Annotated in this window: 14 protein-coding genes and 1 pseudogene; 4 read left to right on the top strand and 11 right to left on the bottom strand. The window is 67.4% G+C overall.

Annotated elements, in window-relative coordinates; translation table 11 throughout:
- The 6 genes from carB to pyrR all read right to left on the bottom strand — a co-directional run.
- Positions 1 to 2,518, bottom strand: a 2,518-nt coding sequence (carB, locus tag JO236_RS05175; RefSeq protein WP_293325664.1) for a carbamoyl-phosphate synthase large subunit, incomplete at its 3' end; no start/stop codon positions are given.
- A gap of 97 nt (positions 2,519 to 2,615) precedes the next feature.
- Positions 2,616 to 3,740, bottom strand: a complete 1,125-nt coding sequence (carA, locus tag JO236_RS05170; RefSeq protein ID WP_416362161.1) for a glutamine-hydrolyzing carbamoyl-phosphate synthase small subunit — start codon at positions 3,738 to 3,740, stop codon at positions 2,616 to 2,618.
- Positions 3,737 to 4,249: a transporter gene (locus JO236_RS05165; protein WP_293325662.1), complete on the bottom strand. Its 513-nt coding sequence runs from the start codon at positions 4,247 to 4,249 to the stop codon at positions 3,737 to 3,739. Before JO236_RS05165 ends, carA begins: the two co-directional genes overlap by 4 nt.
- Positions 4,246 to 5,550 (bottom strand): dihydroorotase, encoded by a 1,305-nt coding sequence (locus JO236_RS05160; RefSeq protein ID WP_293325659.1) that lies wholly within the window; start codon positions 5,548 to 5,550, stop codon positions 4,246 to 4,248. The genes JO236_RS05165 and JO236_RS05160 overlap by 4 nt, the downstream gene beginning before the upstream one ends.
- Positions 5,547 to 6,509, bottom strand: coding sequence for an aspartate carbamoyltransferase catalytic subunit (locus JO236_RS05155; protein ID WP_293325656.1), 963 nt, complete (start codon positions 6,507 to 6,509; stop codon positions 5,547 to 5,549). The genes JO236_RS05160 and JO236_RS05155 overlap by 4 nt, the downstream gene beginning before the upstream one ends.
- Positions 6,506 to 7,060, bottom strand: coding sequence for a bifunctional pyr operon transcriptional regulator/uracil phosphoribosyltransferase PyrR (gene pyrR / locus JO236_RS05150; RefSeq protein WP_293325653.1), 555 nt, complete (start codon positions 7,058 to 7,060; stop codon positions 6,506 to 6,508). Before pyrR ends, JO236_RS05155 begins: the two co-directional genes overlap by 4 nt.
- Before the next feature lie 274 nt (positions 7,061 to 7,334).
- Here pyrR and JO236_RS05145 point away from each other — a divergent pair, with 274 nt between their 5' ends.
- Positions 7,335 to 7,982, top strand: coding sequence for a class I SAM-dependent methyltransferase (locus JO236_RS05145; protein WP_293325652.1), 648 nt, complete (start codon positions 7,335 to 7,337; stop codon positions 7,980 to 7,982).
- On the opposite strand, the gene JO236_RS05140 is transcribed toward JO236_RS05145, so the two are convergent.
- From JO236_RS05140 to JO236_RS05125, 4 genes are all read right to left on the bottom strand, one after another.
- The gene (locus tag JO236_RS05140) at positions 7,979 to 9,070 is read right to left on the bottom strand and encodes a sulfotransferase domain-containing protein (RefSeq protein WP_293325650.1); all 1,092 of its coding nucleotides are present in this window, start codon (positions 9,068 to 9,070) and stop codon (positions 7,979 to 7,981) included. The two genes, JO236_RS05145 and JO236_RS05140, sit on opposite strands and share 4 nt — an antisense overlap.
- 16 nt (positions 9,071 to 9,086) lie before the next feature.
- Positions 9,087 to 10,259 carry a type III polyketide synthase gene (locus tag JO236_RS05135; RefSeq protein ID WP_293325648.1) on the bottom strand — a complete coding sequence of 391 codons (1,173 nt, stop codon included), beginning with the start codon at positions 10,257 to 10,259 and terminating at the stop codon, positions 9,087 to 9,089.
- A gap of 3 nt (positions 10,260 to 10,262) precedes the next feature.
- Positions 10,263 to 11,744 carry a cytochrome b5 domain-containing protein gene (locus tag JO236_RS05130; RefSeq protein WP_293325646.1) on the bottom strand — a complete coding sequence of 494 codons (1,482 nt, stop codon included), beginning with the start codon at positions 11,742 to 11,744 and terminating at the stop codon, positions 10,263 to 10,265.
- A gap of 263 nt (positions 11,745 to 12,007) precedes the next feature.
- Positions 12,008 to 12,847: an LppX_LprAFG lipoprotein gene (locus tag JO236_RS05125; protein ID WP_416362160.1), complete on the bottom strand. Its 840-nt coding sequence runs from the start codon at positions 12,845 to 12,847 to the stop codon at positions 12,008 to 12,010.
- Between the two features lie 347 nt (positions 12,848 to 13,194).
- Here JO236_RS05125 and JO236_RS05120 point away from each other — a divergent pair, with 347 nt between their 5' ends.
- Together JO236_RS05120 and JO236_RS05115 are read left to right on the top strand one after the other, a co-directional pair.
- Complete coding sequence (locus JO236_RS05120) at positions 13,195 to 14,400, top strand: serine hydrolase domain-containing protein (protein ID WP_293325643.1); 1,206 nt, start codon at positions 13,195 to 13,197, stop codon at positions 14,398 to 14,400.
- Entirely contained in the window at positions 14,401 to 14,934 is a 534-nt protein-coding gene (locus tag JO236_RS05115) for a GNAT family N-acetyltransferase (protein ID WP_293325642.1), read from the top strand.
- Positions 14,935 to 15,107: 173 nt separating this feature from the next.
- On the opposite strand, the pseudogene JO236_RS05110 reads toward JO236_RS05115, so the two are convergent.
- Positions 15,108 to 15,517, bottom strand: a pseudogene (locus JO236_RS05110) (HEAT repeat domain-containing protein); the annotation flags it as partial.
- On the opposite strand from JO236_RS05110, the gene JO236_RS05105 reads away from it, so the two are divergent.
- Positions 15,474 to 15,848, top strand: a complete 375-nt coding sequence (locus tag JO236_RS05105) for a hypothetical protein (RefSeq protein ID WP_293325670.1) — start codon at positions 15,474 to 15,476, stop codon at positions 15,846 to 15,848. The pseudogene JO236_RS05110 and the gene JO236_RS05105 overlap by 44 nt on opposite strands.
- Positions 15,849 to 15,852: the final 4 nt, after the last annotated feature.

Here is a 15,852-nt window from a genome sequence, read left to right as displayed (position 1 = left end):
ACTGCACGTTGTGCAGGCCGCGTACGCCGATCTCGCGGGCGATCGCCTCGGTCGAGGCGCGCACCGCGGCCAGGTCGGACTCCCCCAGCGTGATCGGCGGTAGCGCGCAGGCGGAGTCTCCGGAGTGCACCCCGGCTTCCTCGATATGCTCCATGATCCCGCCGAGGTAGACCTCGCTGCCGTCGCACAGCGCGTCGACGTCGATCTCGATGGCGTCGTCGAGGAAGCGGTCTACCAGTACCGGGTGCTCGGGAGTGATCTCGGTGGCCCGGGCGATGTAACCCGCGAGCGTCTGCTCGTCGTAGACGATCTCCATGCCACGACCGCCGAGCACGTAGGACGGGCGCACCAGCACCGGGTAGCCGATCTCGTCGGCGATCTTGCGAGCTTCCGCGAACGAGGTGGCCGTCCCGTAGGCCGGGGCGGGCAACCCGGCCCGCTCCAGCAGCGCACCGAACGACCCGCGGTCCTCGGCGAGATGGATCGCCGCCGGCGGTGTGCCCACCACCTGGACACCCGCGTCAGCCAGCCGCTGCGCCAGCCCGAGCGGGGTCTGCCCGCCCAGCTGGACGATCACTCCTGCCACGGTCCCTGACGTGCGCTCGGCGTGCACCACTTCCATGACATCTTCAAAGGTCAGCGGCTCGAAGTAGAGGCGGTCGGCGGTGTCGTAGTCGGTGGACACCGTCTCCGGGTTGCAGTTGACCATCACGGTCTCAAAACCGGCCTGGCTCAACGTGGTTGCGGCGTGCACGCAGCTGTAGTCGAACTCGATGCCCTGTCCGATCCGGTTGGGGCCGGATCCGAGGATCAGCACCTTGGGCTTTTCGGACTGCGGGGCCACCTCGGTCTCAGCCGCCGGGTCCAGCTCGTAACTGCTGTAGTGGTACGGCGTCTTCGCCTCGAATTCCGCCGCGCAGGTGTCCACCGTCTTGTACACCGGGTGGATGTCCAGCCGCGCGCGCAGGGACCGAACACCGTCCTCGCCGGCCAATTCGGGCCGCAGCGCCGCGATCTGGCGATCCGACAGGCCACTGTGCTTGGCGCGCCGCAGCAGGTCGGTGTCGAGCACGGGCGCGTCGACCACTTCGGCCCGCAGCGCCGCCAGCTGTTCGATCTGCGCGACGAACCACGGGTCGACGCCGCTGGCCGCGGCCACCTGTTCCACCGAGCCGCCCAGCCGGAGCGCCAGTTCGATGTCGTAGAGCCGTCCTTCGGTGGGTGTCTGCAACCGGGTCAGCACGTCGGTCAGGCCGCCGCCCGGGTCCGGCTTGGTCCAGAACCCCGCGCGGCTGGTTTCCAGCGACCGCATCACCTTGCCGAGCGCCTCGATGAAGTTGCGGCCCAACGACATTGCCTCGCCGACGGACTTCATCGTGGTGGTCAGGGTCGGATCGGCGCCCGGGAATTTCTCGAAGGCGAACCGCGGTGCCTTGACCACGACGTAGTCCAGGGTGGGTTCGAAGCAGGCCGGCGTTTCCTTGGTGATGTCGTTGACGATCTCGTCGAGGGTGTAGCCGATGGCCAGCTTGGCCGCGATCTTGGCGATCGGGAAACCGGTGGCCTTGGAAGCCAGTGCGCTGGAACGGGATACGCGCGGGTTCATCTCAACGACGATCAGCCGGCCGTCGGTCGGGTTGATCGCGAACTGGATGTTGCAACCGCCTGTGTCGACGCCGACCTCGCGCAGGATCGCGATGCCCAGGTCCCGCATCCGCTGGTACTCGCGGTCGGTCAGCGTCATGGCCGGGGCGACGGTGACCGAGTCGCCGGTGTGCACGCCCATCGGGTCGACGTTCTCGATCGAGCAGACCACCACCACGTTGTCGTGGCCGTCGCGCATCAACTCGAGCTCGAATTCCTTCCAGCCGAAGATGGATTCCTCGATCAGGACGTTGGCGCTTGGGCTCGCGGCCAGCCCGGCGCCGGCTATCCGGTCGACCTCCTCGGCGGAATGCGCCATGCCCGAGCCCAGCCCGCCCATGGTGAAGCTGGGTCGCACCACCACCGGCAGGCCGAGATCCGCGACCGTCTCGCGGACCTCGTCCATGGCGAAACAGACTCGGCTGCGGGCCGATTCGCCGCCCACCTTGGCGACGATGTCCTTGAACCGCTGCCGGTCCTCGCCGCGCTGGATGGCGTCGAAGTCGGCGCCGATCAGTTCGACGCCATAGCGTTCCAGTGCGCCGTTCTCGTACAGCGCGACCGCGGTGTTGAGCGCGGTCTGGCCGCCCAGTGTGGCCAGCAGCGCATCGATCCTGTTGCCGCGCTCGGCCTGTTGGGCGATCACCCGCTCGACGAACGCCGGAGTGATGGGCTCGACGTAGGTGTGGTCGGCGTACTCCGGGTCGGTCATGATCGTGGCCGGGTTGGAGTTGACCAGGCTGACCTGTAGCCCCTCGGCGCGCAGCACCCGGCACGCCTGGGTGCCGGAGTAGTCGAACTCGCAGGCCTGCCCGATGACGATCGGCCCCGAGCCGATCACCAGCACGTGCTTGAGGTCAGTCCGTCGCGGCACTACCGCCCCCCTCCCGTCTCGGCGCGAGCGTGCGCAGATGTACAGGAATTACGGCGTGTCGCCGTACCGACACGCACGCTCGCGAGAGGTGGGGGCATCATTGCTCCCTCGCCATCAGGTCGACGAACTGGTCGAACAGGTATTCCGCGTCGTGCGGGCCGGCGGCGGCCTCGGGGTGATACTGCACGGAAAAGGCCCGGCCGCCAGCGAGTCTGACGCCCTCGACCACCCCGTCGTTGGCGCAGGTATGACTGACGACGGCCCGCCCGAACGGCGTGTCGAACGACTGGCCGGCCTCCCCCTCCAGGGCGAAGCCGTGGTTTTGCGCCGTCACCGCGACCCGCCCGGTGGCGTGGTCGATGACCGGGATGTTGATCCCGCGATGACCGAACACCATCTTGTAAGTCGACAGTCCCAGTGCCCGGCCCAAAATCTGGTTGCCGAAACAGATTCCGAACAACGGGATTCCGGCGCCGAGCACCTCGCGGGTCAACGCGACGACGTGGTCGGCGGTGGCGGGGTCACCGGGCCCGTTGGACAGGAACACGCCACCGGGTTTGAGCTCGGCGATCTGCTCGAAGGTCGCCGAAGCGGGCAACACATGGCTGCGGATGCCGCGGCGGGCAAAGTTGCGCGGCGTGTTGGTCTTGATACCCAGGTCCAGCGCGGCCACGGTGAACCGCGGAGATTCGCGCGGCCCTTCGGGTTCGACGACGTACTGATCGGGCGTGCTGACCTGGCCCGCCAAATCCGCGCCCAGCATCGACTCCTGAGCCCGCACCCGCCGCACCAATTCGGCCGGCTCGGCAAGCGCCGTCCCAGAGAAAACCCCCGCCTTCATCGAGCCGCGGCTGCGCAGATGCCGCACCACGGCCCGGGTGTCGATGCCGGCGATCCCGACGATGCCCTGGCGGACCAGTTCGTCCTCCAACGTCCCGGTGGCCCGCCAATTCGACGCGCGCGGCGACGGGTCGCGCACCGCGTAGCCGGCGACCCAGATCTTGTCGCCGCGGCTCTCGGCGTCCTCACCGTTCCAGCCCGTGTTGCCGATCTGCGGCGCGGTGGCCACCACGATCTGGCGGTGATAGCTCGGATCCGTCAGCGTCTCCTGGTATCCGGACATGCCGGTGCTGAACACGGCTTCGCCGAGCGTCTGGCCGATATCGCCGAACGGCGTTCCGGTGAAGACGCGGCCGTCCTCCAGTACCAGCAGGGCTTTCACAACGCGACCCCTTCCGGCCAGCTCTCCAGCCAGTCCGCGTATTCGTCGCGGTTGTTGGCCCGAAAGCCGGTGTCGATCTTGACGCCCGAGGGCAGCCGCCAGCGGATCGCCAGAATGCCATTGCGGGCGGCGACTTTTCCGGCGATACCGCGCTCGGTGCGGATGGCCGAAATCGATTCCTTCGGGATCCAGATCGGCAGGGCCCGGACGCGCTGCACCAGGATTCCCTCGGGATGCAGGCTGAGCACCGCCTTGCTGCGGTAACCGAGATCGCCGGCGGTGATCCGCTCGCTCCAGGCCGGCGCCATGGTGCAGCCGACGTAAACACCGCGGGTGGTGATGGCTGCCGAACCGACCTGATCGGGCATGTCGGGCAGGGCTCCGATCAGCGCCGCTTGATCCTGCCCCTTACGGCTCCAACTGCGCAACATCAGCTGGATGACCACCGCGATGACCACCACCAGCACCACCCCGAAGATCAGGGAGCCCACCAACGTGCCCGAGTTCATGCCGGACTCTTCCCGTCGCGGGCGGTGACTTTCCCGCGCAACAGGGTGGCAGTCACGGTGGCAGGCAGCGTCATTGACTCATACGGCGTGTTGTCCGACCGGCTGGCCAGATCGGCCCCGGCGACCGTCCAACTCGCGTCGGGGTCCACCACGGTGAGGTTGGCCGGCTCCCCCACCTCCAGCGGCCGGCCCTGGTCGGGCAGGCCGACGATGCGGGCGGGGTTCTCGCTCATCACCCGGGCGACGTCCCGCCAGCCCAACAGGCCGGGCCGCACCATCGTCTGCACCACCACCGACAGTGCGGTCTGCAACCCCAGCATGCCCGGGCGCGCCGCGGCGAACTCGACGCATTTCTCGTGCTCGGCGTGCGGGGCGTGATCGGTTGCCACGCAGTCGATCACGCCCTCGGCCAGCGCCCGGCGCAGCGCCTCGGCGTCGGCGGCCTCGCGCAGCGGCGGGTTGACCCGATTCACGCCGTCGTAGCTGGCCAATCGGCCGTCGTCGAGCGACAGGTGATGCGGGGTGACCTCGGCAGTGATCGAAATGCCTTGCTCCTTAGCCCATTTCAGTATCTCTACGGTGCCCGCGGTGGACGCGTGGCAGATGTGCACCCGGGCGCCGGCGTCGCGGGCCAACAGGGCGTCGCGGGCGACGATCGATTCCTCGGCGGCCCTGGGCCATCCGGACAGCCCCAGCCGCGCGGCGGTGGGTCCCTCGTGCGCGACGGCGCCGACGGTCAGCCTGGGCTCCTCGGCGTGCTGCGCGATCAGCACGCCCAGGCCGGTGGCGTATTCCAGGGCGCGGCGCATGACCAACGGGTCGTGCACGCAGACGCCGTCGTCGGAAAACATCCGCACCTGCGCCGTCCCGGCGTTCATCATGCCCATCTCGGTGAGTTCGACCCCGGCCAGCCCGACGGTGACCGCGCCGACGGGATGCACGTCGACCAGGCCCACCTGCTGGCCGCGCTGCCAGACGTGGTCGGTGACCACCGGGCTGTCGGCGACCGGGTTGGTGTTGGCCATCGCGAACACCGCGGTGTAGCCGCCCAACGCCGCTGCTGCCGAACCGGTTTCGATGTCCTCGGCGTACTCGCGGCCGGGTTCGCGCAGGTGCGTGTGCAGGTCGACGAAGCCGGGCAGCAGCACATGGCCGGTGGCATCGATGACGTCGGCGGTGTCGGGAATAGCGAGGTCCGAACCGATTTCGGCGATCTGGCCCTCCAGGCCGGGACTGTCAACCAAGACGTCAACCTGCTGTCCCTCGCCGTACAATCGGACGCCGCGCAACAGCACACTCATGCCGCACCCTCCTTTCCGGCCGATTCCGTGCCGACCAGGACGTGGAACAGCACCGCCATCCGCACGTGCACGCCGTTTGAAACCTGTTGCAGGACAGCCGATTGCGACGAGTCGGCGACCGATGACGAGATTTCCATGCCGCGCAGCATCGGGCCCGGGTGCAACACCACGGCGTGGCCGGGCAGCAATGCCTGGCGGCGCGCGGAAAGCCCGTAGAGAGAGGAATATTCACGCACCGACGGGAAGAAGCCGCCGTTCATCCGCTCGGCCTGGACCCGCAACATCAGGACCGCGTCGGCGGCGGGCAGCTCGGCATCGAAGTCACCCGCCACTGTGACCGGCCAGCCGTCCACCCCGACCGGCAGCAGCGTTGGCGGCGCCACGAGCACCACCTCGGCGCCCAGCGTGTGCAGCAACATGACGTTGGAGCGCGCGACCCGGCTGTGCAGGATGTCGCCGACGATCACCACGCGCCGTCCTTCGATGGCGCCGAGCCGCTGCCTGATGGTCAGCGCGTCCAGCAGCGCCTGCGTCGGGTGTTCGTGGGTGCCGTCGCCGGCGTTGATCACCGACGGAGCGCTGCCGCCGAACGAGGAAGTCCACTCCGCGAGCAGCTGCGCGGCGCCGGACGCCGGATGCCGGATGATCAGCGCGTCGGCTCCGGCCGCGCGCAGGGTCAGCGCGGTGTCGCGCAGCGACTCGCCCTTGCCCACCGAGGATCCGGTCGCGCTGACGTTGATCACGTCCGCGCTCATCCACTTACCGGCCACCTCGAAGGACACCCTGGTGCGGGTCGAGTTCTCGTAGAACATCGTGACCACGGTGCGGCCGCGTAGCGTCGGCAGCTTCTTGATCTCGCGGCCCACCAGCGCCTCCGCGAACCGGTCGGCGTCATCGAGGATGGCGGTTGCGTCGTCGCGGCTCAAATCGCCGGCGGCCAGCAGATGTCTCGGTGTCATCGGGAGATCACCACGCCGTCGTGGCCGTCGTGCTCGCTGAGCTGCACGTGCACGCTCTCGCTGCGCGAGGTCGGCACGTTCTTGCCGACGTAGTCGGCGCGCACCGGAAGTTCGCGGTGGCCGCGGTCGACCAGGACCGCCAGTTGCACGATGCGCGGCCGGCCCACGTCGCGCAGCGCGTCGAGCGCCGAGCGTGTCGAGCGGCCGGAGTAAAGCACGTCGTCGACGAGGATCACCAGCGCGTCATCGATACCGCCGGCCGGGATGGAGGTGGCCCCCAGCGGACGCGGCGGCTTGATCCTCAGGTCGTCGCGGTAGAGCGTGATGTCCAGGGCGCCGTGGCCGACCTTGACGCCGCAGTATTCGGCGATATTGGTGGCCAGGCGGCTGGCCAGGATGACGCCGCGGGTCGGGATGCCCAGCAGCACCACGCGCGGCGCGTCGGGGCCGTCCAGTGCGGTCTTTTCGATGATCTGGTGCGCGATACGCGAAATGGTGCGACCGACGTCGGCCGCTGACATCAATTCTCGCGGTTCCCGGGCGCTGTCCATCCGAGACCTTGACCTCCTTCTCCGCCTCTCCGGACGGATCGTTAAAGGATGTCGACTGCCGGGCAGCGTAGCACCCCGGGCCGTTGCGGCGAGGATCCGGCCCGCGTGGCGGTGGGTCGCCGACAGGCCCACCAGCCGCGGGGCGGGGCGGAGTGTGGCTTTTTGCGTGCCTCTGCGCGACTGGCGCCGCATCGTCCGGGCGGGACGCGGGCCAGGGGGCCGGACGTGTCAAGCAGCACGAAAATGACCGGCGCTGCGGGTCTAAGCTGGCGAAATGACAGACTCGGGCGATCGGCAGCGCATCGATTTCGACGCCCTCTACCGCGGCGAAAGCCCCGGCGCGGGCATGCCGGCGATGGCGACGCCACCCTGGGATACCAGGGCGCCCAAGGAACCTGTCATCGGCTGGCAGACCGCTGGGTGGGTGCACGGCGACGTGCTGGACATCGGCTGCGGGCTCGGCGACAACGCGATCTTCCTGGCCCAGAACGGATACCGGGTGACGGGTCTGGACATCTCGCCGACGGCCCTGGTCACCGCCGAGCGCCGCGCCAAGGACGCCGGGGTCGACATCAAGTTCGGCGTCGCCGACTCCACCCAGCTCGAGGGCTACACCGACGCCTTCGACACCGTGATCGACAGCGGCATGTTCCACTGTCTCGACGACGAGAGCAAGTGCAGCTACGCCGCCGCCGTGCACCGGGCTACCCGGCCGGGCGCCACCCTGTTGATCAGCTGCTTCTCCGACGCCAACCCGGACGACGAGGGCGCGCGCCCGCCGGTGTCCGAGCGGACACTGCGCGACGTGCTCGGCGGCGCGGGCTGGGAAATCGCATCGCTGGAACCCGCTACGGTGCGTCGCGAGTGGGACGGCACCGAGATCGAGATGGCGTTCTGGAACGTGCGCGCGCAGCGGAGTTAGAGCGTGCCGAAGAACGTGTCCGGGTCGCAGCCCTGGCGGCCGTCGTGGGCCCAGGCCAGCAGTTCGGTCGGCCCGAGCTTTTCGATGCGGTGGATGTAGCGCTTGCGCTGGTCGTCGGTGAAAATCTCCCGCCACTCTCCGCTGCGGCCGGCGCGGAAGAAGCGATCCTGGCTGTGCCAGATGCCGTCGGTGGTATTCGGGGCCATGTCGACGGCGCGGGCCTTCATCGCATCGAACGTGGCGTAGCGGGCCAACTCCTCGGCCCGTCCGCGGGTCAGCCCGATGCCGAGAACCTCGGCGAGGCGCTGCACTTCGCCCACCAGGTCCGCCTTGTAGTCGGCGTAGTGGAACAGCTCCACATTGGGCAGATGACGGCGTTCCCACATCGTGCCGAGCTGATGCAGGACGTTGGCCAGCGAGCCCATCCCCTTGGGCGGCATGAACCCCATGCCGGGAGGCGGCGCGGCCGGAGCCTCCATCCAGTGCCGGAACGCGTCGTCCTGGCTGTGCTTGAGCCCGGGCGGCGGGCCGGCGGGTGGACCTCCGGGGAGCGGCTGGCCGGCGGGTGGACCTCCGGGGGGCGGCGGCCCGGCGGGTGGACCTCCGGGGGGCGGCGGCCCGGGGGGCGGGCCGGAAGGACCGGGCCGCTGCTGCGGCGGGACGGCCGCCTCATACAGGGCCACCATCCGCTCGGTGTCCATGTTGGCCTCTTGGAACAGCATGGACAGCGCGGCGTCGCGCGGGTCGCGTCCCACGCCGATGTAGGTGACACGGTCGTCGAGCACCAGACCGTCCATCGGCGTGTGCGTCTTGATGAACCGGCGGTGCGTCTGCGCGTCCAGGGCGGCGACGACCTCCTCGATGGGCCGCAGCGTCTGGTCCAGCCACGGCGAGACCGTCGACAACGGTCCGGGCAACTCCGGGCCGTCGAACACGAGCAGCGACACCAGGCGCTGAGTCCAGGTCAGGCCGCACCGGGAGGGCGCCGAGATGACGATGTCACCCTCGCGCAGCTGGAGGGCGTCCCAACGACGGTTGTCGGTCATCAACGAGCAGTACAGAACCCGATCGGTTACCTCGGCATGCATCACGTATCGCTTCCCCTCACCGACGCACGATGTCGAACAGCATTCCCTCGACCGTGACCCCCGGCGCGAACGCGAACGCCACGCCCGTCGAGATGTCCTTCGTCGAATCTTCCTGCTGTACCAACGTTTCCAGCACGAACATCAGCGACACGCTCAGCATGTTGCCGAACCGGGCCAGCACATCCCAACTGGGCGCGGCCAGCTGGGCGGGTATGCCCAACGAGCGCACCGATTGCTCGATGATCTTGGGCCCGCCCGGGTGGATCGCCCAATGATCGATGTCAGATTTCTGTAAGCCGTTGTCCCGCAACATCGCCTCGACAACCGGATCCACCCCGCGGTAGATGTAGTCAGGCAGGTTCTCGGACAGCTCGCAGGTGATGCCGTTGTCTTTGACGCCGAGCACGATGCCGTCCTCGGCGTCGTCGAGCAGCCGGCTGAAGTTGCTGCGGACGACCACCTTGCCCGGCTCCAGCTTCTCCTGGACCTGGCTGGCACCGATGATCACCGCCGCGCACCCGTCGCCGAATAGGCTGTGGGTGACAACGTCCTTGATGTCGTCGGCGAAAACGGCGTTCACCGAACTTAATTCGATGCACACCACCATCGCCTTCATCCCCGGGTGGGCACGCACGTAGCTGGTGGCGGTGCGGATGGCGTTCATCGCGGCGGCACAACCCATGAAATTCACGACGACCCGCGAAACCGACCGCGACAGCCCGAGTTGTTTGACGATCGCCACGTCCACGCCGGGCGCGATGAAGCCGGTGCTGGTGACGAACACCAGCAACCCAACCTCGTCGGCGCCATAGGCAAGGCCGGCCAGCGCGCGTCCGGCCACCTCGACCGCGAGCGGGACCGCATGTTGGTAGAACAGGTTCATCCGGTCCCGGATGGTTCCGGAATTCCTTCGGAACAACTCGAATTCGAGGTCGAGCGGGTCCACGGCCATCCGGCGGGTGGCGACCTTCGTCTTGGCATACACCCGCGGAATCCGGGCCCGCTGTTCGGGATCGGAGAACATCTCGGCGATCCGTTCGGCGGCCTGGGCCTGATCCATCACCCGCTGCGGCGCGCCCGTCGCGATGCTTTCGATGACCGCCACCGTGGTCGGCGGCGCCGGCGGCAGCTGGGTGATGTCGGGGATTTCATCGCGTCGCGCGTTGTCTTCAGCAGGGATAAGCGACATGGCTTACACCGATCCGATTCCGACGAAGCCCGAGACCACATAGTTGGCGCTTGCCCTGAAGGCCGCGGGCGAGCAGTGCTCGCGGATGAAGCCCCAATTCAGCTCCTTGGCTTGACGGGACGGCGACAGCAGAAACGTGCCGCACAGCTTCGGCAGTCGATCGGTGAAGAAACTCTTTGCGGGCAGCCATTCGATCCCGAATTTCGCCGCCTCCTCACGCAACACATCCTCGGTGGCGATGTTGGCGAAACCGCTTCGCTGGAAGGGCAATACGTGGTGTACGCGGTGCGAGCTCAGGCCGGCCGACAGGAAGCAGTCGACGTAGCGGTTGCCGATCACCTTGAGGTCGTCGGCGTGCGTGACCTGAACGATGGCCCAGTCATCGTTGCGCTCGACCGGGCACCCCCGGGTCTCCCCCGTTTCGTCCTCGAAATCGTGGCTTGCGACCACAAGGAACGTGCTGATCCACAGTGTCACCACGAATTGCAGCGCCCAAGCCCAAAAGTCGCCGGCCAGCGTGAAGACCACCAACTCGGTCACAAGCAGCAGTCGCATCCCGGACGACCCGAGGAAGTGCGGAAGTGCGCCGCGCCAGCTTCCATAAGACTCCTGCACGCCCACCCTGCGCGTGACGCGGACGACGTCGACTATCCGGATGACCATGCCGCTGAACATGTGTCCGAACTTGTGCAGGGTGTGCACCGGCACGCGGTACAGCCGCGGCAACCGCATCATCATGGTGAAGACGTTCTTCTTGATGTCGACTTCGCTCTGGGTGTACGGGTGATGCAGCAAGGTATGCCCGTCGGCGGTGACCAAAGCCAGTGCCACGTAGTTGATATCGAAGCTATTGCTGAGCACCCGCGTCACACCCCGCTGCGCGCGGTGCAGCGCGTAGTGGCCGAAGCCGGCCAGCGAACTGCGCAACACGACCATCGCAATAACGAAGGCCCACAATGGCATCCACCGCGGTTCGGCCAACCGCACACCCTGAACCGCGAAATAGCCGATAACCAGCAGTACGACCACGATGTTGAAGTACACGTCCATCCGCTTGAGGCGGGCGACCATCGCTGGCTCGGCGACCCGGGCCTTCACCCGGTGCAGCAGATCGTCGTTGTTGTCGAATCGGTACTTGGGGGTGTCGTCCCAGCTGTTGAAGTCCTGGTTGAACAGAAAGTCCGGAGCGTTGTGCTTGGGATGGATGTCGTCCGGCCGCGCGTCTCGGCCCAGGGCGTAGCGACGTTCCAGGATTCGTTCGACCCTGGTCGGATCGCGGTGATAGGACTGAACGACCGCGGTGATGTCACGGTTTTTGGTGCGACCGATGAAAAAGGCGCCGCCCGGGTGCTTGGCGATCCAGTCGCTCAGGTCGTAGGCGCGCCCGTTGTAGACCCACACGTCCGACAGCCGTGGCCCGCCCGGAGGAGGAGCGGGGTGCGGATGGGCGCCGCGCTCCTCGAGTTCTGGGAGGTCGTTGGTCATTCGGATTCCTCCAGCTGTCATCAGGTCTGATCGCGTGCCCGCAGTCAGCGGACCGACCCAAGAGTCGGATCATCGCCTTGGCGAATTCTCAAAACATTCTTGGCAGAGCGCAGAGTCGTTGGAAGTGAACAGGATTCGCTTCGAGGCGCCCGAAGCCTTTCATGCGGCACCAGATTACGTCTGCGCGGCACACTAGGGACGGAAACCGGCCCGAGACCCCAGGGCCAGGGCCGGTTTCCCATCCTTAGTCGACCGAGCGCCGGCTACCCGGTGATCGCGGGAATGGTGATTGGCTTGCCCCAGTTCGACAGGACGACCTGGACGTTGCCCTGGTCCTTGTTGACCACGAACTGAACCAGGTTCGGGGTCGCGGAGCCCGCCGTGGTGTCAGCGATCCACAACGTGATCGGCAGCGCGCCGCCGCCGTCACCCAACTTCGGGATCACCGGGTCGATGACCGCGCTGTCGATGGACCCCGTCACCTTCACGCACGCAACGCCGTTAATCGTCTCGTTACCGGCAATCTGAGCGCTCTGCACCTTGGCGACGACCGCGCCCAGACCCTTGTCCTTGTCCAGGATGATGCCCGGGTCATAGATCTTCTCGGCTGGCCCCACCGACGTGTAGGCCCCGGTTTCCTTCTTGGTGTACATCGTCTTGTTGGTCACCTCGAAGTGCTCTTCGGTCGGGTCGGCCTTCTCCGACAGCCTGATCTTTGCGTCGCCGACGGCCTGACCCCCGGCGCTCTCCGGCTGGTTATTGGTCACGTCGGCGTTGACACTCACCATCGGGAGTTTGGGGAGATTCGTTGCCGTCAATTGAACGTGAACAGCGTGCAAGTCACCCGTTGCCTTCGCGGCGGCCTGCAGCAGCGACTGAGCCTTCGGATCCGACGGGCCTGTTGGGGCCGGCGAGGCCGAGGTCCCCGACGCTGCTGGGGTGGACGCGCTGGAGGAGGTCGCGGTTGAGGACTTATGCCCACACCCGGTTATGACCATTGCGAAAAGCGCCGCCGCGAACATGATCACGACAGACCCCGGCAGCAAGGGTCGACGCGCGTTAGATCGGTGAGAGATTTGCGCTTGGGACATCAAGCCATTCATTGTCAGCCTTTGCTGAGTGATCCAACCGTTGAAGTGAGCAGCGAGTCGCTACCCTCGTGGTACGACATGGGCCGGGGCTCGAATCTCGCCCGCGCCCATGGTTCCGGGTCTTGGTGACTGCAAACCCGCACCCTGGATCACGCGCAACGGCATACCGTCTCGAGCATGTCGCTGCCCTCGCAGCATGTTCACCAGATCGCATTAGCCGGAGAGCGCGACAGTAACACGCATACGGCGCATCAAAAAAGGTTTTGCACAACAACCAGCAATCAGTTGAGTCGCGCTATCCGCCGCCGTTGCCGCGGCTCGGCTCCCCGGGCCGTACACCGGCGGCTAACCTCGTCCGGGTGAGCCTGCAAGGCAATGACGCTTCTATTCGCGCGGTCTGCGACGCCGGGCTGCTCTCGGGTGCGGTGACGATGATCTGGCAACGCGGGGAAATCGTGCAAGTCAACGAGATTGGCCACCGCGACGTCGATGCCGGGCTGCCGATGCAGCGGGACACGCTGTTCCGCATTGCCTCGATGACCAAGCCGGTCACGGTGGCGGTGGCGATGAGCCTGGTCGACGAGGGCAAGTTGGCCCTGCGCGACCCTATCGCGCGGTGGGTGCCCGAGCTGGCCGACCCGCGGGTGCTCGACGACCCGCACGGCCCGCTGGACCGCACGCATCCCGCGCGTCGGGCGATCTTGATCGAGGACCTGCTCACCCACACCAGCGGTCTGGCCTACGGCTTCTCCGTGTCCGGACCCATCTCCAAGGCGTATCTGCGCCTGCCGTTCGGCCAGGGCTCGGCCACCTGGCTGGCCGAGCTGAGCGCCCTGCCCCTGGTGCACCAGCCCGGCGACCGGGTGACCTACAGCCACTCCATCGACCTGCTGGGCGTGATCATTTCCCGTATCGAGGGCAAGCCCTTCTACCAGGTTCTCGACGAACGGATCCTGGGCCCGGCCGGGATGACCGACACCGGATTCTTCGTCTCCGCCGAAGCGCGGCGCCGCGCCGCCACCATGTATCGGCTCGACGAGCGCGACCAGCTGCGGCACGACGTGATGGGCCCGCCGCAGGTCAAGCCGCCGTCGTTCTGCAACGCCGGAGGCGGATTGTGGTCGACGGCGGACGACTACCTGCGGTTCGTGCGGGTGCTGCTATCAGACGGGAGCGTCGATGGCGTGCGGGTGTTGTCCAGTGAGTCGGTGCGGTTGATGCGCACCGACCACCTGACCGATGAGCAGAAGCGACACCCCTTCCTCGGGGCTCCGATGTGGGTGGGCCGCGGGTTTGGGCTGAACCTGTCGGTGGTCACCGATCCGGCGAAGTCGGCGCAGCTGTTCGGGCCCGGCGGGGTCGGGACGTTCAGCTGGCCCGGCGCATACGGGACGTGGTGGCAGGCCGACCCGAGCGCCGATCTGATCCTGCTGTACCTGGTGCAGAACATGCCCACGTTCTCCTCGGACGCGGCCGCCGCGGTCGCGGGCAACACGTCACAAGCCAAACTGCGGACGGCGCAACCCAAGTTCGTCCGGCAGACCTATCGCGGGCTGGGCCTGTAGATGTACCCGCCAGACCACATCACCGGGCCGCGGCTGGTGCTGCGCCCCCCGGTGCTCGATGACGCCGGCGCGCTGTTTCAACGGGTGGCCCGCGACCCGGAGGTCACCCGGTATCTGCTGTGGACACCCCACCCCGACGTGGCCGCGACGCGACGGGTGATCACCGAGAAACTCAACGCCGGCGACGACACCCGGACCTGGGCCATCACGCTGCGGCACAGCGGCGACGTCATCGGGCTGATCAGCTGCCGGCGGCCCGTTCCGCACTCCGTCGAGGTGGGTTACTGCATCGGCCGGCGGTGGTGGGGCAAGGGCTTGATGTCCGAGGCGCTCGACATCATGGTTTCGGCGCTCACGGCCGACCGCGGCGCGTACCGCGTCTGGGCCACGTGCCATGTCGACAACGAGCGGTCGGCCCAGCTGCTGCAGCGAGCCGGTTTCGCATTGGAGGGCAGGCTGGCGCGAAGCGCCGTCTATCCCAATATCGGACCCGAGCCGGGCGACAGCCTGCTCTACGCCAAGCCCCTGCGGTGAGCGTGGGCCCGCTCTTGGGGCCCTCGCCATGGTGGCCCCGCTCTTGGGCCCCCGCTCTTGGGGCCCTCGCCATGGTGGCCCCGCTCGCCGAGTCTGCGCTGAGGGCGCGAATCCTTCGCGAAATCGACGCTGCACGCAGTCTCGGCGCCATGACCGCAGGCTCGATGACCTGACTAAGCGTGCTCGAGTGCCCGACGGGCGTAGGCCCGCACGTCGGCGTCGCTGTCCTTGAGCGCCAGGCTCAGCGCATCGCGCACACCGACGTGTGCGGCAGGTTCGCCGGCCCACCGGGTCAGGCTCAGGACGGCAGCCTTCCGCACGTCCAGATGCGCGTCGGCGAGCGCATCCGTCAACACACCGCGAACTCGGTCGGAGCGGCGGACAACGCGCGGGCGGCACCCTCGCGCACCTGCCATGCGGAGGCCCGCAGTGCCTGCTTGATTGCGGTGAAATCACTTTCGCTGCAACCTAATTCGCCGAGTGCCGTGAGCGCTGCCGCGCGCACCAGCGGGTCTGAATCGCCAAGCAGCGCGCTAACGGTGTCGGCACCGCCGCGCAGTTTGGCCAAGCCTGTGGCCGCGGCGTACTGGCGCTTCTATACGCGCAACCGGGTCGAGCTGACCGCGTTGCGGCAGGCAGCGTTGGTCAACGCCGAATTCGGCGCCCAGATCCAGCAGCTGATGAACCGGGACATCAACCACCTACGCGACCACCTCGACCCCATCACCGCGGCCGGCCGCACGCTGCCCGCCCCCCCGGAGCTCACACTGGCGATGTTCGCCGGGTTGCTAGACGGGTTCGGATCGCACTGGCAGATGTCACAAGGCCGGTTCGGCGAATATCAGGTCGGTGACGACGAAGCCATCGACGCGCTGACCGACTTCGTCTACCGCGCACTGAATTTCGGAGCGTAACAAT

The organism is Mycobacterium sp. (assembly GCF_019247635.1).
Taxonomy (GTDB): Bacteria; Actinomycetota; Actinomycetes; order Mycobacteriales; family Mycobacteriaceae; genus Mycobacterium.
This window is presented reverse-complemented; position numbering and strand designations above follow the sequence as displayed.